Origin of the sequence: Rhizobium sp. WSM4643, assembly GCF_025152745.1 — a bacterium.
GTDB lineage: Bacteria > Pseudomonadota > Alphaproteobacteria > Rhizobiales > Rhizobiaceae > Rhizobium > Rhizobium leguminosarum_I.
In genome coordinates this window covers 4,048,370-4,074,789 of the sequence record NZ_CP104040.1, presented here as the reverse complement: position 1 = coordinate 4,074,789, position 26,420 = coordinate 4,048,370, and the positions used below count along the sequence as shown (strand labels likewise).

Annotated in this window: 30 protein-coding genes; 16 read left to right on the top strand and 14 right to left on the bottom strand. The window is 61.8% G+C overall.

Going from position 1 to position 26,420, the window contains the following annotated elements:
- Positions 1–5: 5 nt before the first annotated feature.
- The 4 genes from N1937_RS20160 to N1937_RS20145 form a co-directional block, all read right to left on the bottom strand.
- Positions 6–1,226 (bottom strand): L,D-transpeptidase family protein, encoded by a 1,221-nt coding sequence (locus N1937_RS20160; RefSeq protein WP_162116812.1) that lies wholly within the window; start codon positions 1,224–1,226, stop codon positions 6–8.
- Positions 1,227–1,423: 197 nt separating this feature from the next.
- A complete protein-coding gene (locus N1937_RS20155) occupies positions 1,424–2,377 on the bottom strand; it encodes an acetyl-CoA carboxylase carboxyltransferase subunit alpha (protein WP_017966323.1) in 954 nt (317 codons plus the stop codon).
- A 62-nt stretch (positions 2,378–2,439) separates the two neighbouring features.
- A complete protein-coding gene (xerD, locus tag N1937_RS20150) occupies positions 2,440–3,393 on the bottom strand; it encodes a site-specific tyrosine recombinase XerD (RefSeq protein WP_260056829.1) in 954 nt (317 codons plus the stop codon).
- Positions 3,394–3,398: 5 nt separating this feature from the next.
- On the bottom strand, positions 3,399–3,575 hold the full coding sequence (locus tag N1937_RS20145; protein ID WP_017966325.1) for a hypothetical protein: 177 nt from the start codon (positions 3,573–3,575) through the stop codon (positions 3,399–3,401).
- Positions 3,576–3,723: 148 nt separating this feature from the next.
- Between N1937_RS20145 and N1937_RS20140 the strand changes: the two genes are divergently transcribed.
- The 3 genes from N1937_RS20140 to N1937_RS20130 are packed head-to-tail and all read left to right on the top strand — an operon-like array spanning position 3,724 to position 6,751.
- Positions 3,724–4,314: a shikimate kinase gene (locus N1937_RS20140; RefSeq protein WP_162116810.1), complete on the top strand. Its 591-nt coding sequence runs from the start codon at positions 3,724–3,726 to the stop codon at positions 4,312–4,314.
- Positions 4,311–5,441, top strand: coding sequence for a 3-dehydroquinate synthase (aroB, locus tag N1937_RS20135; protein ID WP_260056828.1), 1,131 nt, complete (start codon positions 4,311–4,313; stop codon positions 5,439–5,441). The genes N1937_RS20140 and aroB overlap by 4 nt, the downstream gene beginning before the upstream one ends.
- The gene (locus tag N1937_RS20130) at positions 5,441–6,751 is read left to right on the top strand and encodes an HlyC/CorC family transporter (protein ID WP_170260984.1); all 1,311 of its coding nucleotides are present in this window, start codon (positions 5,441–5,443) and stop codon (positions 6,749–6,751) included. Before aroB ends, N1937_RS20130 begins: the two co-directional genes overlap by 1 nt.
- A 48-nt stretch (positions 6,752–6,799) precedes the next feature.
- Here N1937_RS20130 and N1937_RS20125 read toward each other — a convergent pair whose 3' ends face one another.
- The gene (locus tag N1937_RS20125; protein ID WP_017966329.1) at positions 6,800–7,084 is read right to left on the bottom strand and encodes a BolA family protein; all 285 of its coding nucleotides are present in this window, start codon (positions 7,082–7,084) and stop codon (positions 6,800–6,802) included.
- A gap of 102 nt (positions 7,085–7,186) precedes the next feature.
- Between N1937_RS20125 and N1937_RS20120 the strand changes: the two genes are divergently transcribed.
- The 5 genes from N1937_RS20120 (at position 7,187) to N1937_RS20100 (ending at position 12,682) form a co-directional block, all read left to right on the top strand.
- On the top strand, positions 7,187–7,804 hold the full coding sequence (locus N1937_RS20120) for a J domain-containing protein (RefSeq protein WP_017966330.1): 618 nt from the start codon (positions 7,187–7,189) through the stop codon (positions 7,802–7,804).
- A 310-nt stretch (positions 7,805–8,114) separates the two neighbouring features.
- On the top strand, positions 8,115–9,107 hold the full coding sequence (cobS, locus tag N1937_RS20115) for a cobaltochelatase subunit CobS (RefSeq protein WP_017966331.1): 993 nt from the start codon (positions 8,115–8,117) through the stop codon (positions 9,105–9,107).
- Between the two features lie 12 nt (positions 9,108–9,119).
- A complete protein-coding gene (cobT, locus tag N1937_RS20110; RefSeq protein WP_260056827.1) occupies positions 9,120–11,021 on the top strand; it encodes a cobaltochelatase subunit CobT in 1,902 nt (633 codons plus the stop codon).
- Between the two features lie 13 nt (positions 11,022–11,034).
- Positions 11,035–12,057: an esterase-like activity of phytase family protein gene (locus N1937_RS20105; protein ID WP_260056826.1), complete on the top strand. Its 1,023-nt coding sequence runs from the start codon at positions 11,035–11,037 to the stop codon at positions 12,055–12,057.
- Between the two features lie 58 nt (positions 12,058–12,115).
- On the top strand, positions 12,116–12,682 hold the full coding sequence (locus tag N1937_RS20100; RefSeq protein ID WP_222293066.1) for an ATP-binding protein: 567 nt from the start codon (positions 12,116–12,118) through the stop codon (positions 12,680–12,682).
- Between the two features lie 6 nt (positions 12,683–12,688).
- Here N1937_RS20100 and N1937_RS20095 read toward each other — a convergent pair whose 3' ends face one another.
- Positions 12,689–13,324 (bottom strand): VUT family protein, encoded by a 636-nt coding sequence (locus N1937_RS20095; protein ID WP_170257067.1) that lies wholly within the window; start codon positions 13,322–13,324, stop codon positions 12,689–12,691.
- A gap of 112 nt (positions 13,325–13,436) precedes the next feature.
- The gene (gene rpmB / locus N1937_RS20090; RefSeq protein WP_003543341.1) at positions 13,437–13,733 is read right to left on the bottom strand and encodes a 50S ribosomal protein L28; all 297 of its coding nucleotides are present in this window, start codon (positions 13,731–13,733) and stop codon (positions 13,437–13,439) included.
- Positions 13,734–13,975: 242 nt separating this feature from the next.
- On the opposite strand from rpmB, the gene N1937_RS20085 reads away from it, so the two are divergent.
- Together N1937_RS20085 and yddG are read left to right on the top strand one after the other, a co-directional pair.
- A complete protein-coding gene (locus N1937_RS20085) occupies positions 13,976–14,758 on the top strand; it encodes a DUF3108 domain-containing protein (protein ID WP_162116804.1) in 783 nt (260 codons plus the stop codon).
- A gap of 30 nt (positions 14,759–14,788) precedes the next feature.
- Positions 14,789–15,679: an aromatic amino acid exporter YddG gene (yddG, locus tag N1937_RS20080; protein WP_260056825.1), complete on the top strand. Its 891-nt coding sequence runs from the start codon at positions 14,789–14,791 to the stop codon at positions 15,677–15,679.
- A gap of 81 nt (positions 15,680–15,760) precedes the next feature.
- Here the strand turns inward: yddG and N1937_RS20075 are convergent, their stop codons facing one another.
- Positions 15,761–16,183 (bottom strand): cupin domain-containing protein, encoded by a 423-nt coding sequence (locus N1937_RS20075; RefSeq protein WP_168324669.1) that lies wholly within the window; start codon positions 16,181–16,183, stop codon positions 15,761–15,763.
- Complete coding sequence (gene gloB, locus N1937_RS20070) at positions 16,183–16,953, bottom strand: hydroxyacylglutathione hydrolase (RefSeq protein ID WP_260056824.1); 771 nt, start codon at positions 16,951–16,953, stop codon at positions 16,183–16,185. Before gloB ends, N1937_RS20075 begins: the two co-directional genes overlap by 1 nt.
- A 53-nt stretch (positions 16,954–17,006) precedes the next feature.
- Between gloB and N1937_RS20065 the strand changes: the two genes are divergently transcribed.
- From N1937_RS20065 to N1937_RS20050, 4 genes are all read left to right on the top strand, one after another.
- A complete protein-coding gene (locus tag N1937_RS20065; RefSeq protein WP_162116800.1) occupies positions 17,007–17,798 on the top strand; it encodes a class I SAM-dependent methyltransferase in 792 nt (263 codons plus the stop codon).
- Between the two features lie 223 nt (positions 17,799–18,021).
- A complete protein-coding gene (gene hisC / locus N1937_RS20060; RefSeq protein ID WP_260056823.1) occupies positions 18,022–19,119 on the top strand; it encodes a histidinol-phosphate transaminase in 1,098 nt (365 codons plus the stop codon).
- Positions 19,116–20,039, top strand: a complete 924-nt coding sequence (locus N1937_RS20055) for a prephenate/arogenate dehydrogenase family protein (RefSeq protein ID WP_017966342.1) — start codon at positions 19,116–19,118, stop codon at positions 20,037–20,039. Before hisC ends, N1937_RS20055 begins: the two co-directional genes overlap by 4 nt.
- 8 nt (positions 20,040–20,047) lie before the next feature.
- The gene (locus tag N1937_RS20050; RefSeq protein WP_222279651.1) at positions 20,048–20,467 is read left to right on the top strand and encodes a GNAT family N-acetyltransferase; all 420 of its coding nucleotides are present in this window, start codon (positions 20,048–20,050) and stop codon (positions 20,465–20,467) included.
- Here N1937_RS20050 and N1937_RS20045 read toward each other — a convergent pair.
- Positions 20,464–21,480: a DUF2125 domain-containing protein gene (locus N1937_RS20045; protein WP_222293088.1), complete on the bottom strand. Its 1,017-nt coding sequence runs from the start codon at positions 21,478–21,480 to the stop codon at positions 20,464–20,466. The genes N1937_RS20050 and N1937_RS20045 overlap by 4 nt on opposite strands.
- 51 nt (positions 21,481–21,531) lie before the next feature.
- Between N1937_RS20045 and N1937_RS20040 the strand changes: the two genes are divergently transcribed.
- The gene (locus N1937_RS20040; protein ID WP_162116796.1) at positions 21,532–22,062 is read left to right on the top strand and encodes a gamma-glutamylcyclotransferase; all 531 of its coding nucleotides are present in this window, start codon (positions 21,532–21,534) and stop codon (positions 22,060–22,062) included.
- Positions 22,063–22,064: 2 nt separating this feature from the next.
- On the opposite strand, the gene N1937_RS20035 is transcribed toward N1937_RS20040, so the two are convergent.
- From N1937_RS20035 to ftsE, 4 genes are all read right to left on the bottom strand, one after another.
- Entirely contained in the window at positions 22,065–22,862 is a 798-nt protein-coding gene (locus tag N1937_RS20035; protein ID WP_026154372.1) for a lysophospholipid acyltransferase family protein, read from the bottom strand.
- 210 nt (positions 22,863–23,072) lie between these two features.
- Positions 23,073–23,783, bottom strand: coding sequence for a YdcF family protein (locus N1937_RS20030; RefSeq protein ID WP_170257059.1), 711 nt, complete (start codon positions 23,781–23,783; stop codon positions 23,073–23,075).
- Between the two features lie 73 nt (positions 23,784–23,856).
- A complete protein-coding gene (locus N1937_RS20025) occupies positions 23,857–24,870 on the bottom strand; it encodes a cell division protein FtsX (protein WP_017966348.1) in 1,014 nt (337 codons plus the stop codon).
- Positions 24,863–25,522 (bottom strand): cell division ATP-binding protein FtsE, encoded by a 660-nt coding sequence (gene ftsE, locus N1937_RS20020; protein WP_003543317.1) that lies wholly within the window; start codon positions 25,520–25,522, stop codon positions 24,863–24,865. The genes N1937_RS20025 and ftsE overlap by 8 nt, the downstream gene beginning before the upstream one ends.
- 205 nt (positions 25,523–25,727) lie before the next feature.
- On the opposite strand from ftsE, the gene N1937_RS20015 reads away from it, so the two are divergent.
- A complete protein-coding gene (locus N1937_RS20015; protein ID WP_260058985.1) occupies positions 25,728–26,378 on the top strand; it encodes a hypothetical protein in 651 nt (216 codons plus the stop codon).
- Positions 26,379–26,420: the final 42 nt, after the last annotated feature.

The following is a 26,420-nucleotide window of genomic DNA, read 5'->3' as shown; positions in this document are numbered from 1 at the left end:
GCCGTTCAGTTCCTCGCCCAGAATTTCCAGAACGGCTTCTTTGCCGTGGCTTCCGCCGTTTCCTGCGGTTCGGGCGCCGCAAAGGCCAGCGGGTTCTGCATCGGCACCGGCACGACCGCGGGTGCCGCGGCAGCGACGGCTTGCGGCTGGGCAGGGGCGACAGGCGTGGCACCCGGTGCCGTCTTGGCGGCGAGGCCCTGCTCGGTGCGCTTGGCCATCAGGTCTTCGAGTTCGGCGACCTTGACCATGCGGCCGGCTTCCAGCGAGGTTCCGGTCGGGGCGTAAGCGAGTTCACGGCCCTTGCGCGTCTTGGCGACCACCGCCTTGCGTTCGGCTTCAGACGGGTCGTACCAGGCCATGCCGTCAAATTTGCTCATCGCCTTGGCATAATCGGCATCGTAGGTCTTGCCGTAGGCGGCAAGGGCCGCCGTCAGCGCCGGCGGCGTCGACATAGCAGGGCACTTGCCGGCGGCATTGAAGGCGCTGCCGTCGGTTGCCTGCTGGTTGAACACGTATTTCTTCTCGCAGACGTTCACCTCAGGCGGGCGCTTCGTCACTTCGAAATTGTCGTACCCGACCTTCAGCATCTTCCAGAAGTCGTAACTGCTGTCGAGGCGATGCTTCACCATATTTTCCGCCGTCATGCGGAAGGGGAAAGCTTGTAGCTGCACGGTCGACTGGCCGCCCTTGAAGGCGTCGCGGGCGAAGGCGTAGATCTCCAGCACCTGCTGGTCGGTCATCGAGTAGCAGCCGGAGGACGAGCAGGCGCCGTGGATCATCAGATCGGAGCCGGTGCGGCCGTTCGCCGCGTCGTAGCGGTTTGGGAAACCGGTGTTGATCGCCAGATAATATTTCGAATTGGGATTCAGGTTGGCGCGCGTCAGGTCGTAGAAACCTTCCGGCGCCTGCCGGTCGCCGGTCTTTACCTTCGGGCCGAGACGGCCGGACCAGGCACAGATCTTGTAATCGGCGATCTTGTCGAAACGGTTGTCGGTCTTCGCCTTCCAGATCTCCATGGCACCTTCTTCCTTGAAGATGCGGATCATGATCGGCGAATTGCGGTCCATGCCCTTGGCGGCCATGGCAGTGAGGATGTGGCTGGGAAGCGGCTGCTCGACCTTGTTCTTGACCTTGGAAAGATCGACCTGCGCGGTTTCCAACGCGTCATTGCAGCCGGAGAGAGCCAGCGCCATGAGGGAAATATAGGCAAAATAACGTATGCGCATCCCAACTAGCCCATAAAGATAATGCGACCCGGTCCGCCCATGGAGTCCGGGCATCAAACGGAATCATAGACGGCTTATACTTTATAAGTCCTTACCAGCCTATGACGTGCCTGGAACATCCCCGCAAGCGCGAAATGCTACAGATAACATCAATGTGGCCAAGATTTGGCCCCAATCGATGAGAAACCGAATGTCTGTTAGAGATTGCGGCCCATGGCGAGGAATTTCTGGCGGCGGTCGTTGCGCAGCTGCTCGCCGGAGCGGGGTGCCATTTCGGCCAGAGCATTGGCGATCACGTCGCCGGTTGCTGCGATCACGCTGTCGGGATCACGATGCGCGCCGCCGAGCGGCTCGGAAATGATGCCGTCGATGACGCCAAGCGATTTCAGGTCTTCGGCGGTGATCTTCATGTTGGTCGCCGCTTCCCGGGCGCGGGTGGAATCGCGCCAGAGGATGGAGGCTGCCCCTTCCGGCGAGATGACGCTGTAGATCGAATGCTCGAGCATATAGACCTTGTTGCCGGTGGCGATGGCAATCGCGCCGCCCGAGCCGCCTTCGCCGATGACGACGGAGACGAGTGGAACCTTGACGCCCAGGCACATTTCCGTGGAGCGGGCGATCGCTTCGGCCTGGCCGCGCTCCTCGGCGCCGACGCCGGGATAGGCGCCTGCCGTATCCACCAGCGAAATCACCGGCAGACCGAAACGGTCGGCCATCTCAAGGATGCGGATCGCCTTGCGATAGCCTTCCGGCCGGGGGCTGCCGAAATTGTGCTTCAGGCGGCTCTTGGTGTCATTGCCCTTCTCCTGGCCGATGACGGCGACGGGCTGGCCGCGGAAACGGGCAAGCCCCGCCTGGATCGCGGCATCCTCGGAAAATTTGCGGTCGCCGGCAAGCGGCGTGAATTCCTGGAACAGCGTCTTGGCGTAATCGACGAAATGCGGGCGCTGCGGATGGCGGGCGACCTGCGTCTTCTGCCAGGGATTGAGCCTGGAATAGATTTCAACGATGGCCTCACGGACGCGAACCTCCAGCCGGCCGATCTCATCGGTGGTGTCGATGCTCTCGTCTTCCGTTGCGAGCTTCTTCAGCTCGATGATCTTGCCTTCGAGGTCGGAGATCGGCTTTTCGAAGTCGAGATAATTGTGCATGAGGTGCGTTTCCGTTCCTTGTGCCCGGGGCGTTTTCCTGGCTCCGCCCCTTGTCGCCGGTCCTATTCGTGCTTTTTCGCCTGTTTGGCAAGGGGGTGATGCGTCTGGACAAGCTGCTGCAGCCTCTCTTCGAGGACATGGGTGTAAATCTGTGTGGTCGAAATGTCCGAATGGCCGAGGAGTTCCTGTACGACGCGCAGATCGGCGCCGTTGGCAAGCAGGTGGCTGGCAAAGGCGTGGCGCATGACATGCGGCGAGATCAGCGACGGCGTCAGGCCGGCGCGGATTGCCAGGTTCTTGAGGTCGCGGGCAAATACCTGGCGCGGCAGATATCCTTCCTTCGAGACGGAGGGAAACAGCCAGGGGCTTTGCTGCGGCTCCTTCGCCGCTGCATTTTCGGCCGCCAGCAGGCGCCCATAGGATTTCAGCGCTGATATCGCCGATTGCGACAGCGGCACCAGCCGCTCCTTGTTGCCCTTGCCGCGGATCATCAGGAAACGGCCTTCCTGATCGAGCACGCGGGCAGGAAGCGAGACAAGTTCGCTGACACGCATGCCGGTGGCATAGAGCAGCTCCAGCAGTGCCAGCATGCGCAGGCGCTGCAGCTGGCCCGGAGCCGCATCATCGGCTTCGGCCTCGGCCTGCGAAAGCAACCTGCCGACCTCCTCGACGCCCATCGTCTTCGGCAGCGGACGGCCCTTCTTCGGCGCGTCGAGAATGCCTGTGGGGTCGTCGGTCCTCAGGCCCTCGGCGTAGAGAAACTTGTAGAACTGCCGCATGGCCGCAAGCCGGCGCGCCTGGGAGGAGGGTTTGAAGCCCTTTCGGGCGAGTGAGGAGAGATAGGCGGCGAGATCGGCGGAGGCGGCTTCGGTGAGCCGTATGCTGCGCTCCTTCAGGAAGGATCTGATATCGTCGAGATCGCGTTCATAGGATTGCAGCGTGTTGGCGGCAGCACCCCGCTCGGCGCTCATCATCTCCAGGAAGGATTCCACATGGACGCGGCCGAGATCCACCATGCCGGTCACTTCCTGGTCGTGTTGATCGCGCCCGTTGCGGGCGGATTGACCCGCTCGGACGGAATGCGGATCGTCACGTCGCGCGGCTCGGGCTCGACGAAGGTCACAAGCGCCAGCATCGCTCCGTAGACCGTCCCGGCGAGGATCGCGCAGACGAACAGGAAACGGAACAGGGTCGGCATTCAGCAACTCCTTCATGCTCTGCTTCTGTTATAAGAAGCCTATCTGCAAGTGCAAGAAGCGGTATTCACGCCATGATTCCCTTGTCCGCGACTTGACGCTCCACCTGCATTTGTCGATACCGTTTGCAAACAAAGTGTGAATGGACCGATGAGTGAACAACTGCTGACCGTTGCTGACAGCTTGAAAGACAGAGCTCGCGCCGCGCTCGGTTCACGCAATCTGATCCTTGTCGGCCTGATGGGCGCCGGAAAATCCTCCGTCGGGCGCATCGTCGCCAACCAGCTCGCCATTCCCTTCATCGACAGCGATCTCGAGATCGAGCGGGTTTCGCGCATGACGATCGCCGAGCTTTTCGCCGCCTATGGCGAGCAGGAATTCCGGGCGCTGGAAGCGCGGGTGATGAAGCGGTTGCTGAAGAGCGGGCCGCGGGTCGTCTCCACCGGAGGTGGCGCCTTCATCAACGACCGGACGCGCAGACATATCAAGAAGGGCGGCCTTTCCGTCTGGTTGAAGGCCGATCTCGACGTGCTCTGGGACCGGGTCGCCAAGCGCGACACGCGGCCGCTGCTCAAGACCGAAAACCCGAAGCAGACGCTCGAGGGCCTGATGAATGCGCGTTATCCGATCTATGCGCAGGCCGATCTGACCGTGCTTTCGCGCGATGTGCGCAAGGAAATCATGGCCGACGAGGTGTTGAAGGCCTTGATCGAAGCTCAGAAGGAAAGTGCAGCGTCATGAATGCGATAACCTCCGCCTCCGCCATCCGAACGGTGCATGTGCCGCTCGGCGAGCGCGCCTATGACATACTGATCGGGCCGGGGCTGATTGCGCGGGCCGGCGCCGAGATCGCCTCCCGGCTCAAGGGCCGCAAGGCGGCTGTTATCACCGACGAAAATGTCGCGCCGCTCTATCTCAAGGCCCTCGTCGCAAGTCTGGAGGAAGCGGGTATCGCCTCGGCTGAGGTCGTCCTGCCGGCCGGCGAGAAGACCAAGAGCTTCGAGCATCTGATCACGGTCTGCGACAAGGTGCTCGAAGCCCGCGTCGAGCGCAACGATTACGTCATCGCGCTCGGTGGCGGCGTCATCGGCGATCTTTCCGGGTTTGCGGCCGGCATCGTCCGCCGCGGGGTGCGCTTCGTCCAGGTGCCGACCTCGCTGCTGTCGCAGGTCGATTCCTCCGTCGGCGGCAAGACCGGGATCAATTCCCGCCACGGCAAGAACCTGATCGGCGTGTTCCACCAGCCGGACCTGGTTCTGGCCGATACGGATGTGCTGAATTCGCTGAGCGCGCGCGAATTCCGCGCAGGCTACGCCGAGGTCGCGAAATACGGGCTGATCGACAAGCCGGATTTCTTTGCCTGGCTGGAAGCGAACTGGAAGGCGGTTTTTGCAGGCGGCTCCGCGCGCATCGAGGCGATTGCCGCAAGCTGCCAGGCGAAGGCCGATGTCGTCGTTGCCGACGAGCGCGAGAACGGGCCGCGGGCGCTGCTCAATCTCGGCCATACCTTCGGCCATGCGCTGGAAGCGGCGACTGCTTATGACAGCTCCCGCCTCGTGCATGGCGAGGGCGTTTCGATCGGCATGGTGCTGGCGCACGAATTCTCCGCACGAATGAACCTTGCAAGCCCTGACGATGCGCGCCGCGTCGAGCGGCATCTGAAGGAGGTCGGCCTGCCGACCCGCATCTCCGACATTCCGGGCGACCTGCCGCCGGCCGAAAAGTTAATGGACGCGATCGCCCAGGACAAGAAGGTCAAGGGCGGCAAGCTCACCTTCATCCTGACGCGCGGCATCGGCCAGTCCTTCGTCGCCGACGACGTTCCGGCGTCCGAAGTGATCAGCTTTCTCCAGGAAAAACACGCCTGATGACGGTCGAAGGCGCTCTGGCATTTCTCGCGACATACTGGCCGGAGATCCTTTCGATCACGGCGCTCGTGCTGATGTCCGCCTTCTTTTCTGGCTCGGAGACGGCGCTGACCGCCGTTTCGCGCAGCCGTATCCATACGCTCGAGGCCAACGGCGACGACCGCGCCGGGCTCGTCCGGCAGTTGATCGAGCGGCGCGACCGGTTGATCGGTGCGCTGCTCATCGGCAACAATCTCGCCAATATCCTGTCCTCCTCGATCGCCACCAGCCTCTTCCTCGGACTGTTCGGCAGTTCCGGGGTGGCACTGGCGACGCTCGCGATGACCGTCATCCTGGTCATCTTCGCCGAAGTGCTGCCGAAGAGCTGGGCGATTTCAGCGCCCGAGCGTTTCGCACTCGCTATCGCGCTGCCGGCCAGGCTGTTCGTTGCCGTCGTCGGCCCGGTTTCCTCCTTTGTCAATGCGATCGTGCGGCAGATTCTTTCGCTGTTCGGCATCAATCTCTCACGCGAGATATCGATGCTGACGGCGCATGAAGAGCTGCGCGGCGCCGTCGATCTGCTCCACCGCGAGGGATCGGTGGTCAAGGCCGACCGCGACCGTCTCGGCGGCGTGCTCGATCTAGGCGAGCTCGAACTCTCGGACATCATGGTCCATCGCACCGCGATGCGGGCGATCAACGCCGACGATCCGCCGGAAGCGGTGGTGCGCGTCATCCTCGAAAGCCCCTATACGCGCATGCCGTTGTGGCGCGGCACGATCGACAACATCATCGGCGTCGTCCACGCCAAGGATCTGCTGCGGGCGCTTGCCGAGCCGAATATGGAGCCGCAGAACCTCGATATCGTGAAGATCGCGCAGAAGCCGTGGTTCGTGCCCGACAGCACCAACCTGGAGGACCAGCTCAACGCCTTCCTGCGGCGCAAGCAGCATTTCGCGGTCGTCGTCGACGAATATGGCGAGGTGCAGGGCATCGTCACGCTGGAGGATATTCTCGAGGAAATCGTCGGCGATATTTCCGACGAGCACGATATCGAGATACAGGGCGTGCGTCAGGAGGCTGACGGTTCCGTCGTCGTCGATGGCGGCGTGCCGATCCGCGACCTGAACCGGGCGCTCGACTGGAATCTGCCCGACGAGGAGGCGACGACGATCGCCGGCCTCGTCATCCACGAATCGATGACCATCCCGGAAGAGCGCCAAGCCTTCACCTTCTACGGCAAGCGTTTCGTCGTCATGAAGCGGGAAAAGAATCGCATCACCAAGCTGCGCATCCGCCCGGCCGGAGAAGACGGCGCAAAGCCAGGCTGATTCCGCTTGGATCTTGGACGGCCAACGCCTATATGGGCTTGCGTGCCGCTACCAGCGGGTCGGTTCATCAGGTGCAGCCGGTTCGACGGCCAGCGCATGCAGGCCGGCATCGAGCTCCGGTTTCAACAGGTCGGTGATTGCCCGGTGGCGGGCCAGCCTCGACATGCCGGCGAATTTTCCGGAAACGATCCTCACCCGCATATGGGTTTCGCCGGTGCCCGTGATATCAGGCTGGTGGCCGGCATGCAGATGGCTTTCGTCGATGACGCTCAGGCGTTCGGGCGCGAAGGCTTTGATAAGTTTTTCTTCGATGCGGGTTCGCAGGGTCATCATCCGGTCTTGCTGGTTCGCGAAAAGGGTTCCTACCAAGCCTGCAACATTCCCGTTTGTCAATTCTTGTTGTCGCTTCGCGACAGCCCCATAATTAGCGCCGTCATGAGACTTGATTCCAAATATTTCGATCGCATCCGAACACGCCGCAAACGCGAGCCGGAGACAGAGCAGGCGCCGCCTACCTGTCAATGGGACGGGTGCGACAAGAAGGGGGCGCATCGCGCTCCGGTCGGCCGCAATGCGGAAGGCCAGTTCTTCTTGTTCTGCTTCGAGCACGTCAAGGAATACAACAAGGGCTACAATTATTTCTCCGGTCTTTCGGACGGCGAGATCGCGCGATACCAGAAAGAGGCGATCACCGGCCACCGGCCGACATGGACGGTCGGCGTCAACAAGGCGGCGAAGGACAGTCCGCTGCATTCGGAGATCCGCTCCGGCGCCTATACCCGCGTTCGCGATCCCTTCGGCTTCGTCAAGGAAGGCGGCAAGGGCAGCGGACCGCGTTTCCCCCAGGCGCGCAAGCTAAAATCGCTGGAGACCAAGGCCTTCGAAACGATGGCCCTCGACGCCAATGCGACATCGGCGGAGATCAAGAGCCGCTACAAGGAACTGGTGAAGAAACACCATCCGGATGCCAATGGCGGCGACCGTGGCTCGGAGGAGCGTTTCCGCGCCGTCATACAGGCCTATCAATTGTTGAAGCAGAACGGTTTTTGTTAATTCCCGTCCTTGCTCTTGGGCTTCAATCGGGTATGGTCCAAATCGGCTGAGGCCGCAGGCAAACGCGGCTCATATTTGTGCGTTTTCCCGACATCGCCTCCGCCGACCTTCCGGACGCGGCGTTTCTTGTCTGGGACTCTTTCAAGAATGCTCGCACGCGGTCATTATCCCGCCGAGGTTTCGTTTCAGTCCCGGAGAAGTATCGCCGACGTTCCGACCTGGACGGGCGCGGAATAAAAAACGCGGCGTCTGGGTTGCGACATGGCCTGAGACAGTATGGCCGGGTGGCAGCACCCGCCTTGGAGACATGATGAGCAAGATCGACCTGGATATATCAGAACTGCCCGATACCACCGTTTCGGTCCGAGAGGTCTTCGGTATCGATTCCGACATCCGCGTTCCCGCCTACAGCAAGGGCGACGCCTATGTGCCGGACCTCGATACCGACTACCTTTTCGACCGCGACACGACGCTCGCCATTCTCGCAGGCTTCGCCCATAACCGCCGCGTGATGATCTCCGGCTATCACGGCACGGGCAAGTCGTCGCATATCGAGCAGGTGGCGGCGCGGCTCAACTGGCCTTGCGTGCGCATCAATCTCGACAGCCATGTCAGCCGTATCGACCTGGTCGGCAAGGATGCGATCGTCGTCAAGGACGGGCTGCAGGTCACCGAATTCAAGGACGGCATCCTGCCCTGGGCCTATCAGCACAATGTCGCGCTCGTCTTCGACGAATATGATGCCGGCCGTCCCGATGTGATGTTCGTCATCCAACGCGTGCTCGAATCCTCCGGCCGCCTGACGCTGCTCGATCAAAGCCGCGTCATCCGGCCGCACCCGGCCTTCCGGCTGTTTGCGACCGCCAATACGATCGGCCTCGGCGACACGACCGGCCTCTATCACGGCACGCAGCAGATCAACCAGGCGCAGATGGACCGCTGGTCGATCGTCACGACGCTGAACTACCTGCCGCATGATCACGAAGTGAATATCGTCGCCGCCAAGGTGAAGAGCTTCGGCAAGGACAAAGGCGGCCGTGAGACCGTTTCGAAGATGGTTCGTGTCGCCGACCTGACGCGCGCCGCCTTCATGAACGGTGATCTGTCCACGGTCATGAGCCCACGCACCGTCATCACCTGGGCCGAAAACGCCGACATTTTCGGCGATCTGGCCTTCGCCTTCCGCGTCACCTTCCTCAACAAGTGCGACGAGCTGGAGCGTCCGCTGGTCGCCGAGCACTATCAGCGCGCCTTCGGCGTCGAGCTGAAGGAAAGTGCCGCCAACATCGTTCTCGGAGCTTGAGACCGACCGATCATGGCAGCTCGCGGTGACAATTCGAAAGCAAAGCCCGGCGCGCCTGTCGACGTCGAGCCACTGCGCCGGGCTATAACCGGCTGCGTGCGCTCGATCGCCGGCGACGGCGATGTCGAGGTGACCTTTGCCAATGAACGGCCGGGGATGACCGGCGAGCGCATCCGGCTGCCGGAACTTTCCAAGCGGCCGACGGCGCATGAGCTGGCGGTCACCCGCGGGCTCGGTGATTCGATGGCGTTGCGCCTTGCCTGCCATGACGAGAAAGTGCACGCGACGATGGCGCCGCAGGGCTCGGACGCCCGGGCGATCTTCGATGTTGTCGAGCAGGCGCGCGTCGAATCGATCGGCGCGCTGCGCATGGAGGGCATGGCGTCGAACCTGCGCTCCATGACGGAAGAGAAATATTCCAAGGCGAATTTCACCGGCATCGAGCGCCAGGAAGACGCACCGGTCGGCGAAGCCGTTGCGATGATGGTGCGCGAGAAGCTGACCGGCCAGCGCCCGCCTGAAACCGCCGGCAAGGTGCTCGACCTCTGGCGGGGCTTCATCGAAGACAAGGCAGGGTCCGAACTCGATAATCTGTCGAGCGCGATCAACGACCAGCAGGCCTTCGCCAAGGTTATCCGCAACATGCTGTCGGCCATGGAAATGGCCGAGGAATACGGCGACGACGACAGCGATGCCGACAATGACGACCAGTCGGAGCAGGAAGACCAGTCGAGCGGCGACGAGCAGGATCAGGACGAGGTCGACGAGGATGCCGGCACGGATGCCGCCCCTGTCGAGGACAGCGAGGTCGCCGACGAGCAGATGGAGGACGGCGAGACCGAAGGCGCCGAAATCTCCGACGACGACATGATGGAAGAGGGCGAGGACGATTCGGAAACGCCGGGCGAGACCCGCCGTCCAAATACGCCCTTCGCCGATTTCAACGAGAAGGTCGATTATCACGTCTTTACCGAAGAGTTCGACGAGATCATCACCGCCGAGGAACTTTGCGACGCTGCCGAGCTGGAGCGCCTGCGCGCCTTCCTCGACAAGCAGCTGGCGCATCTGCAAGGTGCCGTCGGCCGTCTCGCCAACCGGCTGCAGCGCCGCCTGATGGCGCAGCAGAACCGCTCCTGGGATTTCGATTTGGAAGAGGGCTATCTCGATCCGGCCCGGCTGCAGCGCATCATCATCGATCCGATGCAGGCTCTTTCCTTCAAGATGGAGCGCGACACCCAGTTCCGCGACACCGTCGTCACCCTGCTCATCGACAATTCCGGCTCGATGCGCGGCCGGCCGATCACGGTGGCCGCCACCTGCGCCGACATTCTCGCGCGCACGCTGGAGCGCTGCGGCGTCAAGGTCGAGATCCTCGGCTTTACGACGAAGGCCTGGAAGGGCGGGCAGGCGCGTGAAAACTGGCTTGCCGGCGGCAAGCCGCAAACGCCGGGCCGCCTCAACGACCTGCGCCATATCATCTACAAATCGGCCGACGCGCCGTGGCGGCGGGCACGCGCCAATCTCGGGCTGATGATGCGCGAGGGTCTGCTCAAGGAAAATATCGACGGCGAGGCGCTGATCTGGGCGCATAATCGTCTGCTTGCACGCCGCGAGCAGCGCCGCATCCTGATGATGATCTCGGACGGCGCGCCGGTCGACGATTCGACGCTGTCGGTCAATCCGGGCAATTATCTGGAGCGGCACCTGCGCGCCGTCATCGAGCAGATCGAGACGCGTTCGCCTGTCGAACTGCTGGCGATCGGCATCGGTCACGACGTGACGCGCTACTATCGCCGCGCCGTGACGATCGTCGATGCGGACGAACTTGCCGGTGCGATGACCGAGCAGCTTGCCTCGCTGTTCGAGGACCAATCCGTCCAGCCGCGCGGCGGCCGGATACGCCGTGCCGGCTGACGCCGCTGGAAGAATGACGGTCAAGCGCCTCTGCCGTGCGGCGTCGATCGCTCTTTGCCTCGCAGCCGGCGCTTCCTCGTCATGGGCCGGCGACGACGTGCCGGTAATTAGCCGGCAAATCTCCGATTTCAGGATCGGCTCTTCGGAGACGACATTCGGCTCGCTGGAATTTCTCGGCGGGCTGGAGATGGTCTCCAGCAGAGCGCTGTTCGGCTCGCTCTCCTCCATCCGTTTCCGGCAGGACCAGAAACATTTCGTCGTTGTGCTCGATACCGGCCAGTGGCTGACCGGCGGCATCGAGCGTGACGTCAAGGGTAGGCTTTCGGGTCTCTCGGATGTCGAGATCACGCCGATGAAGAACAGCGCCGGGCGCAGCTTCGAGGGCAAGGGACATATGGATGCCGAGGGCCTGGCACTCGACGGCGACCGGATTCTGGTCTCCTTCGAGCAGGATCATCGCGTCGATATCTATCCCGATCCTGGCTTTACCGGCTCGGGAGCGATCGCCACTCTGCCGATTATTATCCCGCGGAAGATGCTGGACGACAACCGCGGCATCGAGACTATCGCCGTGGCGCCGGCATCCAGCCCGCTGCGGGGCGGTGTGGTCATCGTCACCGAACGCGGTCTCGACAGCGACGGCAACCGGTTGGCGGCCATTCTCAGCGGGCCGCTGAAAGGGCGTTTCTCGGTCGAGCGGGACGGCAGCTTCGACATCACCGATGGTGCTTTCCTGCCGAACGGCGACCTGCTGCTGCTGGAGCGCCGCTTCAACATGGCCGAAGGCATCGGCATGCGTCTTCGGCGCATCAAGGGTGCCGATATCAGGCCTGGCGCCATTGTTGACGGCGAATTGCTGCTGGAAGGCAATTTCAACTCGCAGATCGACAATATGGAAGGGCTCGATGCCTTTCATGCCGCCGACGGCACCACCCATATCATCCTGGTGTCGGACGACAATCATTCGATCCTGCAGCGCAATCTGATGCTGGAGTTCCGGCTTTCCGAACAGGCCGAACACAAAGCGTCAAACTGATGTCATAGGTCGCGGCTATCCCGCCCGCGGCATCGGTGGCTGGCCTGCGGAGGAAATCATGGTGCATATTCACGTCATGGGCGCGTCCGGTTCCGGCACCACATCGCTCGGCCTTGTGCTCGCCCAGAAGCTCGATATTGCCCATCTCGACACCGACGATTTCTTCTGGCTGCCGACCGATCCGCCGTTCACGACGCCGAGGGATGCCGACGACCGCATCAGGCTGCTGCTCGATGAGGTGGCGCGGCATGAAGGCTGGGTTCTCTCCGGATCGGCGCTGAAATGGGGAGGGCCGATTGAGCCACTCTACGATCTGATCGTGTTCCTCAGGATCGATCCGGAGCTTAGAATGACGCGCATCCTCACGCGGGAGATTGCCCGATACGGAAACAGAATCAGGCCCGGCGGCGACATGGCCGTCAAGAGCGGGGAGTTTCTGGAATGGGCGGCGAGCTACGATACGGCCGGCCCCGAACGCCGCAGCCTTGCGGCACATGAGCAATGGCTGGAAACGCAGACAGTGCCGGTGCTGCGGCTCGATTCATCGCTAGGTATCGACGATCTGGCGGCAGAGGTGCTGCTGCACCCGGCCATCGCCGCCGGTGCGATCCGGCGGCGTCGGTAACTTCAATTAGCTGGCGCGAGCGGCCTGCATCGGCCGCAGCACGTTCATCAGCGCGCCATAGGGCAGCAGCATGACGAGGCCGACGATCATCTTCACGGCGAAATCGCCGATCGCCCAGGAAATCCAGCGCGGAGCCTCCGTGGCGAAGACGCCGAGGACGGGGGCTGCTTCGAGCGCAAAGGGATCGTTGGGGCCGAGGAGGACGAAAAACGCGGCGAAGGAAAGCGAAAAGAACATCACCGTATCGAGCGCCGAGCCGATCAGCGAGCCGACCAGTGGGGCGCGCCACCAGGCCTGACGGCGAAGGCGGTTGAAGACGGCGATATCGAGCAGCTGGCCGGCGAGATAGGCCGAGCCGGAGGCTATGGCGATGCGCGGCACCGAAGTGAAGAAGGAGAGCGTCACGCCGACGACGAAGCCGGCAAAGACGACCTTGCGGGCTGCCTGCGGGCCGAACTGACGATTGGTCAGATCGGTGATCAGGAAGGCGATCGGATAGGAGAAGGCGCCCCAGGTCAGGATGTCGGCGAGGTTGATGCCGGCGACTTCGGCGTTCAGCGGAAACTGGACGAGAAAGTTGGAGGCGACGACGACGAGCGTCATCAGCGCGACATAGGCAATGGTAGAGCGGGTCTTCAGCATTTTTTTATCCTGGGTGATGCCACCAGTTGGAGAGACGGACCGGCAAAGCAAAAGGCTTGTCCGGTTTTATCCGTTCAAGCCTTTTGAAGCCGTATGAAAGAAGGGCAGAAGCTTACGCAGCAGCGGCTTCGGCGGTCTTCTTGGCGATCTGACGGCGCAGCAGACGGGCGCGCATCGACAGTTCGTTTTCGCTGGCCTTCAGCAGGAAGGCATCGAGGCCGCCACGATGCTCGACGGTGCGAAGAGCGGCAGCCGAAACGCGAAGACGGTAACGCTGGTTGAGAGCGTCGGAAATCAGCGTGACCTGGCACAGGTTCGGCAGGAACCGGCGCTTGGTCTTGTTGTTGGCATGGCTGACATTGTTACCAGTCAGGACGGCCTTGCCGGTCAATTCGCACACGCGGGACATGGAACACCTATTCTTGTTTTTTCTCGGGCCATCGAATTGCCATTCCCGGCAAAGCCAGGCGCGCAATCCAACGGGCATGATTGGAAAGTTGCGGTTCTATAGTCAGACAGGCTGCTCGCGTCAAGCCAAACCTTGGCCTTTCCCGCAATTCTGTCAAAAAGCTGCTGTTTTCTTCCCTTCGCGGCAGGAGTATAGAGCGCTTAACAAGAGCTGCCGGCGCGCGGCAAGACAAGGCTTGATTCATGGCTCATTCGGGCAGACGGATTTTCATTTCGGCCATTGCCGCGCTCCTTGCCATACCGGCATCGGCGGCCGAAATCCAGCATCGGACGGAATACCGGGTGGCGCTCGCCGGCCTGCCGATCGCGCGCGCCGCGTTCCTGACGCAGATCGAGGACGATCACAGTTACAAGATCGCCGGTGACATCAATTCCGCCGGTCTTGCCGATCTCGTCACGACGATTTCGGCAAAGACCAGCGTCACCGGTGTCGTGCGCAATGACAGGCTGCAGGCGCAGAAATATTCGCTCTACTACAAGAGCGGCAAGAAGAAGGCCCGCGTCTACGAGGTCAGCTACCGCAACGGCAATATCATCTCGGCGACGACGACACCGGCGCCGAAGCGTCCGAAGAACTGGATCGACGTCACACCGCGCGACATGCGCTCGGTGCTCGACCCGATCTCCGGCCTGGTCTTCACCGGCGATACCAAGGTCTGCTCGCAGACGCTGCCGATCTTCGACGGCGAGACGCGCATGGATCTGGTGCTCTCGCCGAAGGGCGACGAGGATTTCTCCACCAACGGCTTCAAGGGCAAGGCAACCGTCTGCAGCGTGCGCTTCGTGCCGCGCTCGGGCTACAAGAAGGGCCGCAAGGACATCGACTATCTCAGCAAGAGCAACCGGATGGAAATCTGGTTTGCCAAGTCGGACGCGGCAAATGTATATGCTCCCGTCTATGTGCGCATTCCAACCGAATATGGAATGGTGACGATCACTGCCGTCAAATACGGCAGCAACAGCTGACGGGGCTTCTGCCTCCGTGAAGGGGGACAGGTGAAGCTTCGCGCGACGTTGATCGGCTTTACGGCCATTCTGATGTGGTCGTTTCTGGCGTTGTTCACGGCGGCCTCCGGCAAGATGCCGCCGTTCCAGCTTTCGGCCATCTGCTTTGCGATCGGTAGCATTCCCGGCCTTGTGGTGCTTATCCTCAATCCTTCGCGGCTAGCGCTGCTGAAGCAGCCGGCCAAGGTTTGGATAACAGGCATTGCGGGGCTGTTCGGCTATCATTTCCTCTACTTCACCGCGCTCCGGAACGCACCGGCGGTGGAGGCGGGGCTGATTGCCTATCTCTGGCCGCTGCTGATCGTCGTCGGTTCGGCGCTGCTGCCGGGCGAACGGCTGCGCTGGTATCATGTGGCGGGTGCGCTTGCCGGACTTTGCGGCACCTTCCTGATCGTTAGCCGCAACGGCATCGATTTCGACGGCGCCTATGCCATCGGTTACGGGGCTGCCTTTCTCTGCGCCTTCACATGGTCCGGCTATTCGCTGCTGACGCGGCGCTTCGACGCCGTCTCCACGGATGTCGTCACCGGCTTCTGCCTTGCGACCTCCATCCTGTCGTTCTTCTGCCATCTCGGACTGGAGACGACCGTCTGGCCGGCAACGGGTTTCGAGTGGGTCGCCGTCGCCGGGCTCGGGCTCTTTCCGGTCGGGGCTGCCTTCTACGCCTGGGATTACGGCGTCAAGAACGGCGATATCCAGATCCTCGGCGCGGCCAGTTACGCAGCACCACTGCTATCGACACTGATTCTGGTGCTGTTCGGATATGCCGAGCCGAACTGGCGCATCGCCCTTGCCTGTCTGCTCGTCACCGGCGGGGCGGTGCTCGCCGCCCAGGAGATGTTGCGCCGCAAAATTCCGGCGCAGTCCGCGGCAGCAGAGTAGGCCTTAGGACAGGATGTTCGAAATTAGATAGTTTGAGCATGATGTTGCCCGAAAACCGCTCACACTTTTCGGCATCATGCTCTAGCCGCCGGGCTTCCAATCGGGCGGCGCCATCTCGAAGCTCGAAAATTCGAAGCCGGGAGAGACTGTGCAGCCGACCAGGGTGAAATCGCCGAGGGTTTCGGCCGATTGCCACCAATTGGCGGGAATGATTGCCTGCGGCCGCTCGCCGGCAGGAAGATTCGTTCCAAGCGTCAGGGTCTCGCTTGCCGTTCCGTCTTCCGAGCGGTGCAGCGAGAGCGGCGCGCCGGCGTAATAGTGCCAGACCTCCGCCGCGTCATGAACGCGATGCCAATGCGAACGCTGTCCCCTGGTCAGCAGATAATAGATCGCCGTCGAATGGCCGCGTTCCCCGCCCGCCGTATCGCGGAACGTCTGCACGTACCAGCCACCTTCAGGATGCGGCTGCATGCCGAGTTCGCGGATGATGTCCTCGGGCGACATCAGAAATTGTCCTTGCGCTTGCGGATCTCGGCAAAGACTTCCTCGTTCGTCTTGCCTTCCATCAGCAGATTGCGGCGGATCGCCGGATCGGCGGCGCGCAGGAACGGGTTGGTTTCCTTTTCCAGCCCCAATGTCGTCGGGATGGTGAATTTGCCGTCGGCGCGCAAGGCTTCGATCTCGGCGGCACGGCTCTTCAGGCGCTCATTGTCGGGGTCGACGGTCAATGCGAAACGGGCGTTGGACAATGTGTATTCATGGCCGAAGTAAACGGCGGTTTCATCGGGCAGCACGGCGAGTTTCTGCAGGGAATGCCACATATCGGCGGCAGGGCGTTCGAACAGCCGGCCGCAGCCGAGCGCGAACAGCGTGTCGGCGGCAAACAGCAGCTTATCGTCGACGAAGTGATAGCAGATGTGGCCGGCGGTGTGGCCGGGCGTCTCGATGACGTTGACCGTGTGATCGCCGAAAAGGAAGCTGTCGCCATCGGCCATCGCCCGATCGAGGCCGGGAATGGCGATGGCCTCGTTGATCGGGCCGATGATCTCGCAGCCGAACTGCTCCTTCAGCGCCAAGTTGGCAGTGACATGGTCGGTGTGATGATGAGTGGTGAAGATATGGGTGATCTTCCAGCCGCGACGTGTCGCCGCTTCCAGGATCGGCGCCTCCTCGGGTGCATCGATCGCCGCAGTAAAGCCTGTCTCCGGATCGTGCACGAGAACGCCGAAATTGTCGGTGCGGCAGAGAAAAACGTCTAATTCCAAAGGTTTCATCGTTCAATAATCCCTTATCCCAGGAGTCTCGCGGAAATGTAGAGGTTCCGGCCTTGAAGTCCAATCGCCCGCTGATAACATTTGTCGCAATGCACGCCGATATCGTCGACCTACGCCAGTTCTATCACTCCGAGCTCGGACGTCTTGCCGAGCAGTCGATCGCCATGGCGCTGTCATCGCTCTGGGTGCGGCTGCCGCAAGAGCGTCTGGTCGGCCTCGGTTATGCCGTGCCCTTCCTCGACCGCTTCCAGGCCGATACCGAACGCACCTTCGCATTCATGCCGGCCGGGCAGGGCGCGGTGAACTGGCCGATGGGCTCGCTCTCGACGACGGCGCTGATTTTCGACGAGGAACTGCCGCTGCCGGATTCCTCGATCGACCGGGTGCTGATGGTGCATTCGCTGGAATTCGCCGAAAGCCCGCGCGAGACGCTGAAGGAGCTCTGGCGGGTGCTGGCACCGGGCGGGCGGCTGGTCATCGTCGTGCCGAACCGGCGCGGCGTCTGGGCACGGATGGAACATACGCCCTTCGGTTCGGGCCGGCCCTATTCCCGCGGTCAGCTGACAAGTCTGCTGCGCGAGACGAATTTCACGCCGGGCGCGACTGCTGAAGCGCTGTTCTTCCCGCCCTCGAAGCTCAGGGCCATATTGCGCCTTCGCCGCGCCTTCGAGCGGATCGGCCGAACGCTATGGCCGGCCTTCTCAGGCGTCATTATCGTCGAGGCGCAGAAGCGGCTTTATCAGGGGCTGCCGGTTGCGGCGCGGGCCTCCCGCCGCGTTTTCGTGCCGGTTCTCGCACCGCATGGCGTGCCGACCACACGCACGACAGCGCCGCGCGTCTTTTGAGACGCGCAAAGAACGTTGTAGCACTTTGAATGCTGCATAATTTTATCCTTAAATCGATTCCGATTTAAGGAATTATGCAGGAGGTGACGCCGCTCTCGGCGTTCCCCAACTGCTTGTGACACGCCCGTAGCTCTCGACAACAATCGCATTCCGCTTTAATGCCACTTGGTGTTTTTCAGCCCGGATTTCCGGCAATTCCAAGGTCGAACCCATGAGCGTTGAGATGAGCAAGCCCGTTCCGCGTCCCGGTATTCTCGATATCGCAGCCTATGTGCCGGGCAAGGAACATGCGCCGGGCGTCGCCCGCGTCTACAAGCTTTCGTCCAACGAAACGCCGCTCGGCCCCAGCCCAAAGGCGATCGAAGCCTTCAAGGCGGTTGCCGACAATCTGGGGCGTTATCCTGATGGGCAGGCGATCGAACTGCGCGAGGCAATCGCCGCCGTGCACGGTCTCAATCCGGCAAACATCCTCTGCGGCAACGGTTCCGACGAGCTGCTCGGCCTGCTTTGCCATGTCTATCTCGGCGCCGGCGACGAGGGCATCATCACCGAGCACGGCTTCCTCGTCTACAAGATCCAGATCCTGGGTGCGGGTGCTACGCCTGTCGTCGTTAAGGAGAAGGACTATACCGTCGACGTCGATGCCATTCTTGCCGCGGTGACGGAGAGGACGAAGATCGTCTTCATCGCCAATCCCGGCAACCCCACAGGCACCTATGTTTCCGTTAGCGAGATCCGCCGCCTGCAGGCCGGACTGCCGAAACATGTCGTCCTCGTGCTCGATGCCGCCTATGCCGAATATGTGCGCCGCAACGATTATGAAGCCGGCATCGAGGTCGTATCCTCCAATGCCAACGTGGTGATGACCCGCACCTTCTCGAAGGCCTATGGTCTTGCGGCGTTGCGCGTCGGCTGGATGTATGCGCCGGCCGAGATCGTCGACGCGCTGAACCGGGTGCGCGCACCATTCAACTTGAACGCGCCGGCAATCGCCGCCGGTGCCGCTGCCATCCGCGACCAGGCCTTCATCCAGCAGGCGGTTTCCTTCAACCAGCTGTGGGTCGAGACGCTCACCCAGGCGCTCGAGGCGATCGGGCTGAAAGTGACGCCGTCCGTCGCCAATTTCGTCCTCATTCATTTCCCCGAGATCGACGGCAAGCGCGCCGCGGATGCCGACGAATTCCTGACGGGCCGCGGCTACATCCTGCGCGCCGTGCGCGGCTATGGTTTCGCCAATGCGCTGCGCATGAGCATCGGCCCGGAAGAGGCCAACCGCGGCGTGATTGCCGCGCTCACCGAATTCATGGGACATCAGGCATGAGCGTGCAGTTCGATCGGATTGCGCTGATCGGCATCGGCCTGATCGGCTCTTCGCTTGCCTACGACATCAGACGGCTTGGTCTTGCAAGGGAGATCGTCGTCGCCACGCGCAGCCCCGATACGCTGAAGCGTGCGGAAGAGCTCGGCCTCGGCGACCGCTACACGACGTCCTCGCAGGATGCCGTCAAGGATGCCGATCTGGTGATCGTCTCGGTGCCAGTCGGCGCTTCGGAAAGTGTGGCGAAGGAGATTTCTGGAAGCCTGAAGCCCGGGGCTGTTGTCACCGATGTCGGTTCGACAAAGGCTTCTGTCATCGCACAGATGCTACCGCATATGCCGGATAATGTGCATTTCATTCCCGGCCATCCGCTGGCAGGTACCGAGAAATCCGGCCCGGATGCCGGCTTCCCCGGCCTCTTCGAAGGCCGCTGGTGCATCTTCACGCCGGTCGCGGATACCGATGAGACTGCGCTGAAGCGGCTGCGCAGCTTCTGGGAAACGCTGGGCTCGAAGGTCGACGAAATGGATGCCGAGCATCACGACAAGGTGCTCGCCATCGTCTCGCACCTGCCGCATATCATCGCTTACAATATCGTCGGCACGGCCGACGATCTGGAGACGGTGACGGAGTCTGAGGTCATCAAATATTCCGCCTCTGGCTTTCGTGATTTCACCCGCCTCGCCGCCTCCGACCCGACCATGTGGCGTGATGTCTGCCTGCACAACCGCGATGCGATCCTCGAAATGCTGGCGCGCTTCTCGGAGGACCTCGCCTATCTGCAGCGCGCCATCCGCTGGGGCGAGGGCGACAAGATTTTCGAACTCTTCACCCGCACCCGCGCCATCCGCCGTTCGATAGTCCAGGCCGGCCAGGATGTCGACGCGCCTGATTTCGGCCGGCACGCGCTGGACAAGAAGTAGCCACCGCGATGGTTGAGGTGGCACGCGCCGGCTCGGCGGATATCGACTGGCTGGTGCGCGAGGATGCCAGCGCCAGTAAGGCGTGGATATCGCGTTGCGTGGCGCTCGGCGAATATCTGGTTGCCAGGGAGGCCGATGAGATTGTCGGCTTCCTGCGCTTCTCCCGCTTCTGGGGCAGGGTTCCCTATATGGAAATGATCCGCGTTCTGCCCGGCCATCGCCGGTCGGGCGTTGGAACGGCGCTGTTTCTCGCCTGGGAAGAGGCCATGCGCGGCGACGGCTTCCGCCTGCTGATGACGTCGAGCGAATGCGACGAAAGCCGGCCTCAGGACTGGCACCGCCGCAACGGATTTTGCGAAACCGGCGCGATCGAGTTGCCCGGCCTGCAATCGGTGCCGGAAGTCTTCTTCATCAAGCGAATCGGCTAGATCGGCGGAATCCGGCCGAGCGGAATGAAACCGCTGACGGTGGCATTGCCACGATCGACGACGAGATCGACAGAGACCTTGTCGCCGCCACCGGCGAGCGACTTCAGCAGTTTTGTCGCCGTGTTGACGGTCGAGGCGATATCCGGAAAGGCCTGTTTCAGGCTGTCGCCCCAGGGGCCGAGCTGTTCGATCTCCAGCTTGAATTTTCCCGAGAGCAGACCCCGTTCGTCAAAGGAGAACGGGCCAGTCAGCGTCATCACCTTGCCGTCGCCGATGTCGGCGACGATGCGGCGCAGGTTGCCGGTGGCGCCATTGAGCCCGTTCGGATCACTGCCGTCGATCAGGCCGGCCTTGCCGGCGATGGTCAGATCGATGCTGGCAGACATTTTTGGAAAGATCTGCGGCCAGTCCTTGATCGCCGTATTCGCATCCTGCACGGAGATCGCGCCATCGAGATCGGCGCCGTTCTGGCGCAGATGGATTTCGGTGCGGACGGCATCGAAGCTGATGGTCTGGCCGGTGTAGGAGGAGACGGCCATCGCCTTCAGACCCTCGATGACGGTCGAGCTGTGGTCGATGCCCTGCAGTCGGGTTGCAAGACTCGCCTGCAAGTTCGTCCATTGGGCCGAGATCGAAAGGCCGTTGCTGGTGCGGATTTCGGCCGGCGAATCGAGTTCCCAGACAATCTTGCCGGGTGCATAGACCTGTGCTGCCGAGCGCAACGCGCCGAAGGTGGCGGAGACGCCGTTGACATTGTCGTCGACGTCGATCTTCGAGCAGAACAGGCCGATACGGAAGGGATAGCCGCGGAATTCGATATCGGAGCATTCGCCGCTGACGCCTGCCTGGTCGCGTGGCGCGATCGCCTTCAGCACCGTGGTCTTCAATGCCGACGCCGCATAGAACCAGCCGCCGGTATAAAGCGCGATCACCAGGAGGATACCTCCACCCAGCAACCAGAATTTCTTACCGCTGCCGGATTGGCTGCTGCCGGATCGGCTTGACGCTGCCATGATGTTCTCCAATGGTGAATCGCAAATGTGATTCCCGGTCTGGCGTGCGATATGGACGAATTTTGGGTATTTGGCTACGGTTCGCTGATGTGGAATCCGGGCTTCGAGTTCATGGAGCGGGCAGAGGCTCTGGTTTACGGCTACAGGCGTTCGCTTTGTGTCCGCTCCTTTGTCCATCGTGGCACACGCGACAATCCGGGCCTGGTTCTCGGCCTCGACAGGGGTGGCGCCTGCCGCGGCATGGCTTTCCGCATTTCGCCTGAAAAATGGGAAGATGTGATCGACTATCTCCGCGCCCGCGAGCTGGTCACCAATGTCTATCTGGAGCGCCGGGTGCGGCTGCAGCTTGCCGGCCGGCGCCGGGTGGAAGCGGTCGCCTACATCATCGATCGCGAGCATGAACAATATGCCGGCGCGCTCGATGCGCTTGCGGCGGCACGGGTGGTGAACGAAGCAAAAGGCCAGTCAGGCCCGAATGATGCCTATGTCTTCAACACGCTGGCGCATCTGAAGCAGATGGGCATTCGCGACCATTGGCTGGAACAGGTCGTCAACGAAGTGGAGCGGCTGCGCGCCGCCTGATCTCAGCCAGTTGTCGCGTTCAGCTTGCGCAGCTCGACCAGTCTTTCGACCGCCGTTGGCGGGAGCGGCAGATGCGGATTTTGCGCGACGGTTTCGAGCAGAAGTTCGTCGCTTGCCCGCTCCAATACCTCGATCAGATGGGCGAAAAAGGCGTCCGGATCCATTCCGGGCATGATTGGCGGCAGGATCTTCACCTTGAAATGGCCGGGATAACGACGGATGCTCCGCCGCGGCCAAAAGAGACCAGGATGCATGGCGACCGGAACGACGGGGAGATTAAGATCGCGGTACATGCGGGCTATGCCGTATTTATAGACCGGCTCCGCACCCGGCGGACGGCGAGTGCCCTCGGGATAGATGATGAGCTGGCGGCCCGTCGAAAGCTCTTCCTTCGTGCGTTTCAGCACTTCCACCATCACCTTGCCACGGGCGCCGCGATCGACCGGGATCATGCGCTGCTTCTTCGCATACCAGCCGAAGAGCGGAATCCACATCAGTTCGCGCTTCAGGATATAGACCGGGTCCTTCAGCCATGGCAGCAGTGCGTAGGTATCCCAAAAAGACTGGTGCTTCGGCGCCAGGATGTAACTGCCGTCAGGCAGGTTCTCCAGGCCCTCGATCTCGAAGGTGGTGCCGACGATCACCCGCATCAGCCAGTGGTTGGACCGCGCCCAGTTCTTCGGGATCGCATAGGCGATTTTGCGCGGTACCACGAAATAATAGGGCGAGAGCACGATCATCCGGATGATGAGATTGGCGTAGAAGATCGTGTTGAAGAGAACGGAACGCAGGGCGATCATGAAACTTTCCCGAGGCATGCTCACGCGACCGGCCTACACGATATTCCCCGTCATAAAAAGCGTTTGATGCTGCCCTGATGTAAAAGGCTGGAGCATTCCAGCAAAAGTGCGCAGCAACAGATAGCGCATGCCCCCGAAAATCGGAATCGATTTTCCGAAAGGATTATGCGCACGTCTAAAGCGATAGAGCTTCCTATCCGAAGCGCGGCTTTATTGCTGGCCGGACGCATTTGCCGAGCGCAGCCCGGTATGGCGGCCGAAGCCGGTGATGTTGCGGGTGCCTGCCAGCAGCACTTTCGCATATTCGGCAAGCATGACGCGCATCGCATTCGGATCGGTGAACCAGTTGCTGCTCTTCAAATCCGAATTGACCACGGGATAAGCGATAAATTCGATGTCGGGATCGACATAGGAGAGTTCGGCGAGGCTTCGCGGCATGTGGTAATTGTTGGTGACGATCAGAACGCTCCGGTATCCCTTGGCGTGGATCCAGTTCGAAGCCTCCTCAGCATTGCCGATCGTGTCGATCGCATCGTAGCCGATATCGACACAGCAGGAGAAGAGATCGGCCGAGCCCTGCGTCATCTTGCGGATCTGTGCCGGCGTCGTCGTCGGGTGGACGCCGGAAATCAGCAGGCGCTTGCCGGCACCCTTCTGCAGCAGCTCCACAGCCTGGTCGATGCGCTGGTAGCCACCCGTCAGTACCACGATCGCATCCGCCTTCGGCTCGGCCGGCGGCCTGAGTGTCGTCACCGAATCAGCGAAACGCAGAAAGCCGCCGAACACTAGGGCGATTACCAGCAGGCAGCCAAAGCCGCCCCAGCGCAGCAGGCGGCGGATCGGCCCGCGCCGCGGCAGCAAACCCGCCGAGCGATCAAGCTCCGGGTCCTGATGAATCGGGTTGGGTGTCGTATGTCCCATGGTCATGAATCGTGATTATACGCTGATTGCGGCACGGAACAGACGCTTTCATGGCAAAACGGCACGGTCACGATCAACTTCCGATGCCGTCGGTGCGTGTCGGGTCCGAGCGTAGTGTATCGATTTCGTAGATTGTCCGCATGACGGTCAGCCGCGCGGTGAAGGTGGTGAGGAGCGCGATGACGATCATCGTCGCGAAGATGCCGGCATAACCAAGCACGCCGACGGAGAAGGTGCCGAAGAGCGCGGTCGCCTGGTCCGTTTCCGGGGTGGCGAGGGTGCGGCTTTGCCAGAAACCGGCGGTGGCGAAGAAGAGAGCGGCAAGCGCGCTGCCGATCGCCGAACCCTTGAGGCTGATCTTCAGGAAATGCTTCTGGAATTCGGTGGCGACGAAGGAGCTTTCGGCGCCGACGAAATGCAGCACTTCGACGACGTGACGATTGCCCGACAGCGCGCCGCGCGTGGCGAAGACGACGGTGAGCACCATCGCCGTGAAAACCAGGAGCAGGATGCCGGTGCCAATCATGACCGTCGTGTGCGCCATAGACACCAGCCGGTCGACCCAGGTGCGGTGATCATCGAGGCTGGCCTGCGGGATACTGTCCTTCAGCAGCGACCGCATCGAATCGAAATCCGGCGGATTGCTCTCGTCGATGGTGATGATGACGAGGCGGGGAACGGGCAGATCCTTGAGATCGAGGCCGGGGCCGAGCCAGGGTTCGAGCAGGCGAGCGGTCGCCGCCTCGTCAACGATCTGGCCGCTCTTGGTGCCGACGAAGGTCAGCGCCAGGTCGCGCGCCTGGGTCAGCGCCTTTTCCATGTCGAGATTGTCGTCCGGCTTGATCTGAATGGTGATCTCGCGGGAGATCTGGCTCTCCCAGCTTGCCGCCGTCGAGCGCACCATGCTGACGCCGCCGAGCGTCAGGCAGGCGAGAAAGGCCATGATTGATATCACCACCATCAACGCACTGCCCTGGATGTTGGAAGGCGGCAGGATCGGCGCGGTCGGACGCACGCGCAATTCCGGCCGCTTCTGCTGGATCTTGGCAGCCGCCTTCTCGGGGTTTCTGGACGGGGGCTCAGTCATAAATATCGAGATGCCCCTCTGAGAGGATCATGCGTCGCGCTTCCACCTGTTCCATCAGCGCCAGGTCATGCGTGGCGATCACGACCGCCGTGCCGAGGCGGTTCAGCTCGAGGAAAAGATTGAGCAGGCGCTTGGCCATCGGCGGGTCGACATTGCCTGTGGGTTCGTCGGCCAGCAGCACTTCCGGCCGGTCCATCAGCGCCCGGGCGATTGCGGCGCGCTGCTTCTCGCCGCCGGAGAGCACGGGCGGCAGCACGTTGATGCGTTCGCCAAGGCCGACCCATTTCAACAGCTCCAGCACGTCGGTCTTGTAGGAGCTCTCATCCTTGCCACGCACCCGTAAGGGCAAAGCGACATTCTCATAGGTGGTGAGATGGTCGAGCAGGCGGAAATCCTGGAAGACGATGCCGACGCGGCGGCGCAGAAGCGGCAGTTCGGGGCGAGGGATTTCGGAAATGTCGCGCCCGAACATGCGGATCAGGCCGCGTGTCGGCTGCAGAGACATGAAAAGCATCCGCAGCAGCGACGTCTTGCCGGCACCCGATGGGCCTGTCAGGAACTGAAAGGATTTCTTCGGGATGTCGAAGGTCAGGTCCCGGAGGATTTCCGGGCCCATGCCATAGCGCAAACCGACATTCTCAAAGTGGATCAACGGGCAGCTCAGTCTGTTGTGGGTTTCACCGCACGACTTGTTAACCAACACCGTTAACAGCCGGTAAATTTTGCTGGAAAGACGCCCGTTTGATGGCGATCTTTGCGAAGCATTAACCATTAAAATTTACGACTGAGCAGGATTCGTTTCAATGCCAGATTTCTCCTGGCAACGAAACCATGTGGACATCTGCGAGGCAGCCACCATGGAAGCATCCTCCTTCAGTCGCCGGACGCCGGGCCAGGCCTATGATTTCCTGCCGCCGGAACCCGCCAATCGTCAGTACCGCTCGGCGCGTCCTGCCGATATCTCCGACGCTGAATTCGTTACCCTCGGCAACGTGCGGACCAGGGAATTCAGTGCAAGGACCTATAACGACAACCGCAAGCGCATGGCTGCCGCACACGCCGCCCCGCCGCCCATGCCGGCGATGGCTGCTTCCGTTCTGCAGACCATGGAATCCTGGCTGCAGCGCGCGTCGACGCGGAGCTTCGCAGCGCTGGTGCTGGCGCTCGTCGTGCTCGTCTTCGGGCTTGCGGGTGGTTTTTCCGGCCTTTCCGGCGCGCGCGCCACTTCCGGAGCGCCGCTGCATTTCACCCACGTCACGGTGACGCCGCGTGATGCAAACGGCATGCGCGTGCTCGTTATCAACGGCATCGTCGAAAACAAGAGCGGCACGACGCAGACGGTGTATCCGATCCGCGCCGATCTCGTGACCGACGAGCAGCTGACGGCAAGCATCGTCATCGACCCGCCGGCCGATGTCATCTATGGCGGCCAAAGCCGGGGCTTCTCGGCTCGCGTCCAGCATGCCGGCGGAAAGACGCCGGAGATCCGGCTCTCCTTCCTGCCATAGATGTAACAGGACATGGAATGGCCGACTTTCTCGCCACAGGTC

Bases quoted from the DNA above. Each gene is read 5' to 3' on its own strand.
- N1937_RS20160 (WP_162116812.1), bottom strand. From the start codon at position 1,226: ATGCGCATACGTTATTTTGCCTATATTTCCCTCATGGCGCTGGCTCTC.
- N1937_RS20155 (WP_017966323.1), bottom strand. From the start codon at position 2,377: ATGCACAATTATCTCGACTTCGAAAAGCCGATCTCCGACCTCGAAGGC.
- xerD (WP_260056829.1), bottom strand. From the start codon at position 3,393: ATGGTGGATCTCGGCCGCGTCCATGTGGAATCCTTCCTGGAGATGATG.
- N1937_RS20145 (WP_017966325.1), bottom strand. From the start codon at position 3,575: ATGCCGACCCTGTTCCGTTTCCTGTTCGTCTGCGCGATCCTCGCCGGG.
- N1937_RS20140 (WP_162116810.1), top strand. From the start codon at position 3,724: ATGAGTGAACAACTGCTGACCGTTGCTGACAGCTTGAAAGACAGAGCT.
- aroB (WP_260056828.1), top strand. From the start codon at position 4,311: ATGAATGCGATAACCTCCGCCTCCGCCATCCGAACGGTGCATGTGCCG.
- N1937_RS20130 (WP_170260984.1), top strand. From the start codon at position 5,441: ATGACGGTCGAAGGCGCTCTGGCATTTCTCGCGACATACTGGCCGGAG.
- N1937_RS20125 (WP_017966329.1), bottom strand. From the start codon at position 7,084: ATGATGACCCTGCGAACCCGCATCGAAGAAAAACTTATCAAAGCCTTC.
- N1937_RS20120 (WP_017966330.1), top strand. From the start codon at position 7,187: ATGAGACTTGATTCCAAATATTTCGATCGCATCCGAACACGCCGCAAA.
- cobS (WP_017966331.1), top strand. From the start codon at position 8,115: ATGAGCAAGATCGACCTGGATATATCAGAACTGCCCGATACCACCGTT.
- cobT (WP_260056827.1), top strand. From the start codon at position 9,120: ATGGCAGCTCGCGGTGACAATTCGAAAGCAAAGCCCGGCGCGCCTGTC.
- N1937_RS20105 (WP_260056826.1), top strand. From the start codon at position 11,035: ATGACGGTCAAGCGCCTCTGCCGTGCGGCGTCGATCGCTCTTTGCCTC.
- N1937_RS20100 (WP_222293066.1), top strand. From the start codon at position 12,116: ATGGTGCATATTCACGTCATGGGCGCGTCCGGTTCCGGCACCACATCG.
- N1937_RS20095 (WP_170257067.1), bottom strand. From the start codon at position 13,324: ATGCTGAAGACCCGCTCTACCATTGCCTATGTCGCGCTGATGACGCTC.
- rpmB (WP_003543341.1), bottom strand. From the start codon at position 13,733: ATGTCCCGCGTGTGCGAATTGACCGGCAAGGCCGTCCTGACTGGTAAC.
- N1937_RS20085 (WP_162116804.1), top strand. From the start codon at position 13,976: ATGGCTCATTCGGGCAGACGGATTTTCATTTCGGCCATTGCCGCGCTC.
- N1937_RS20075 (WP_168324669.1), bottom strand. From the start codon at position 16,183: ATGTCGCCCGAGGACATCATCCGCGAACTCGGCATGCAGCCGCATCCT.
- gloB (WP_260056824.1), bottom strand. From the start codon at position 16,953: ATGAAACCTTTGGAATTAGACGTTTTTCTCTGCCGCACCGACAATTTC.
- hisC (WP_260056823.1), top strand. From the start codon at position 18,022: ATGAGCAAGCCCGTTCCGCGTCCCGGTATTCTCGATATCGCAGCCTAT.
- N1937_RS20055 (WP_017966342.1), top strand. From the start codon at position 19,116: ATGAGCGTGCAGTTCGATCGGATTGCGCTGATCGGCATCGGCCTGATC.
- N1937_RS20050 (WP_222279651.1), top strand. From the start codon at position 20,048: ATGGTTGAGGTGGCACGCGCCGGCTCGGCGGATATCGACTGGCTGGTG.
- N1937_RS20045 (WP_222293088.1), bottom strand. From the start codon at position 21,480: ATGGCAGCGTCAAGCCGATCCGGCAGCAGCCAATCCGGCAGCGGTAAG.
- N1937_RS20040 (WP_162116796.1), top strand. From the start codon at position 21,532: ATGGACGAATTTTGGGTATTTGGCTACGGTTCGCTGATGTGGAATCCG.
- N1937_RS20035 (WP_026154372.1), bottom strand. From the start codon at position 22,862: ATGATCGCCCTGCGTTCCGTTCTCTTCAACACGATCTTCTACGCCAAT.
- N1937_RS20030 (WP_170257059.1), bottom strand. From the start codon at position 23,783: ATGGGACATACGACACCCAACCCGATTCATCAGGACCCGGAGCTTGAT.
- N1937_RS20025 (WP_017966348.1), bottom strand. From the start codon at position 24,870: ATGACTGAGCCCCCGTCCAGAAACCCCGAGAAGGCGGCTGCCAAGATC.
- N1937_RS20015 (WP_260058985.1), top strand. From the start codon at position 25,728: ATGGAAGCATCCTCCTTCAGTCGCCGGACGCCGGGCCAGGCCTATGAT.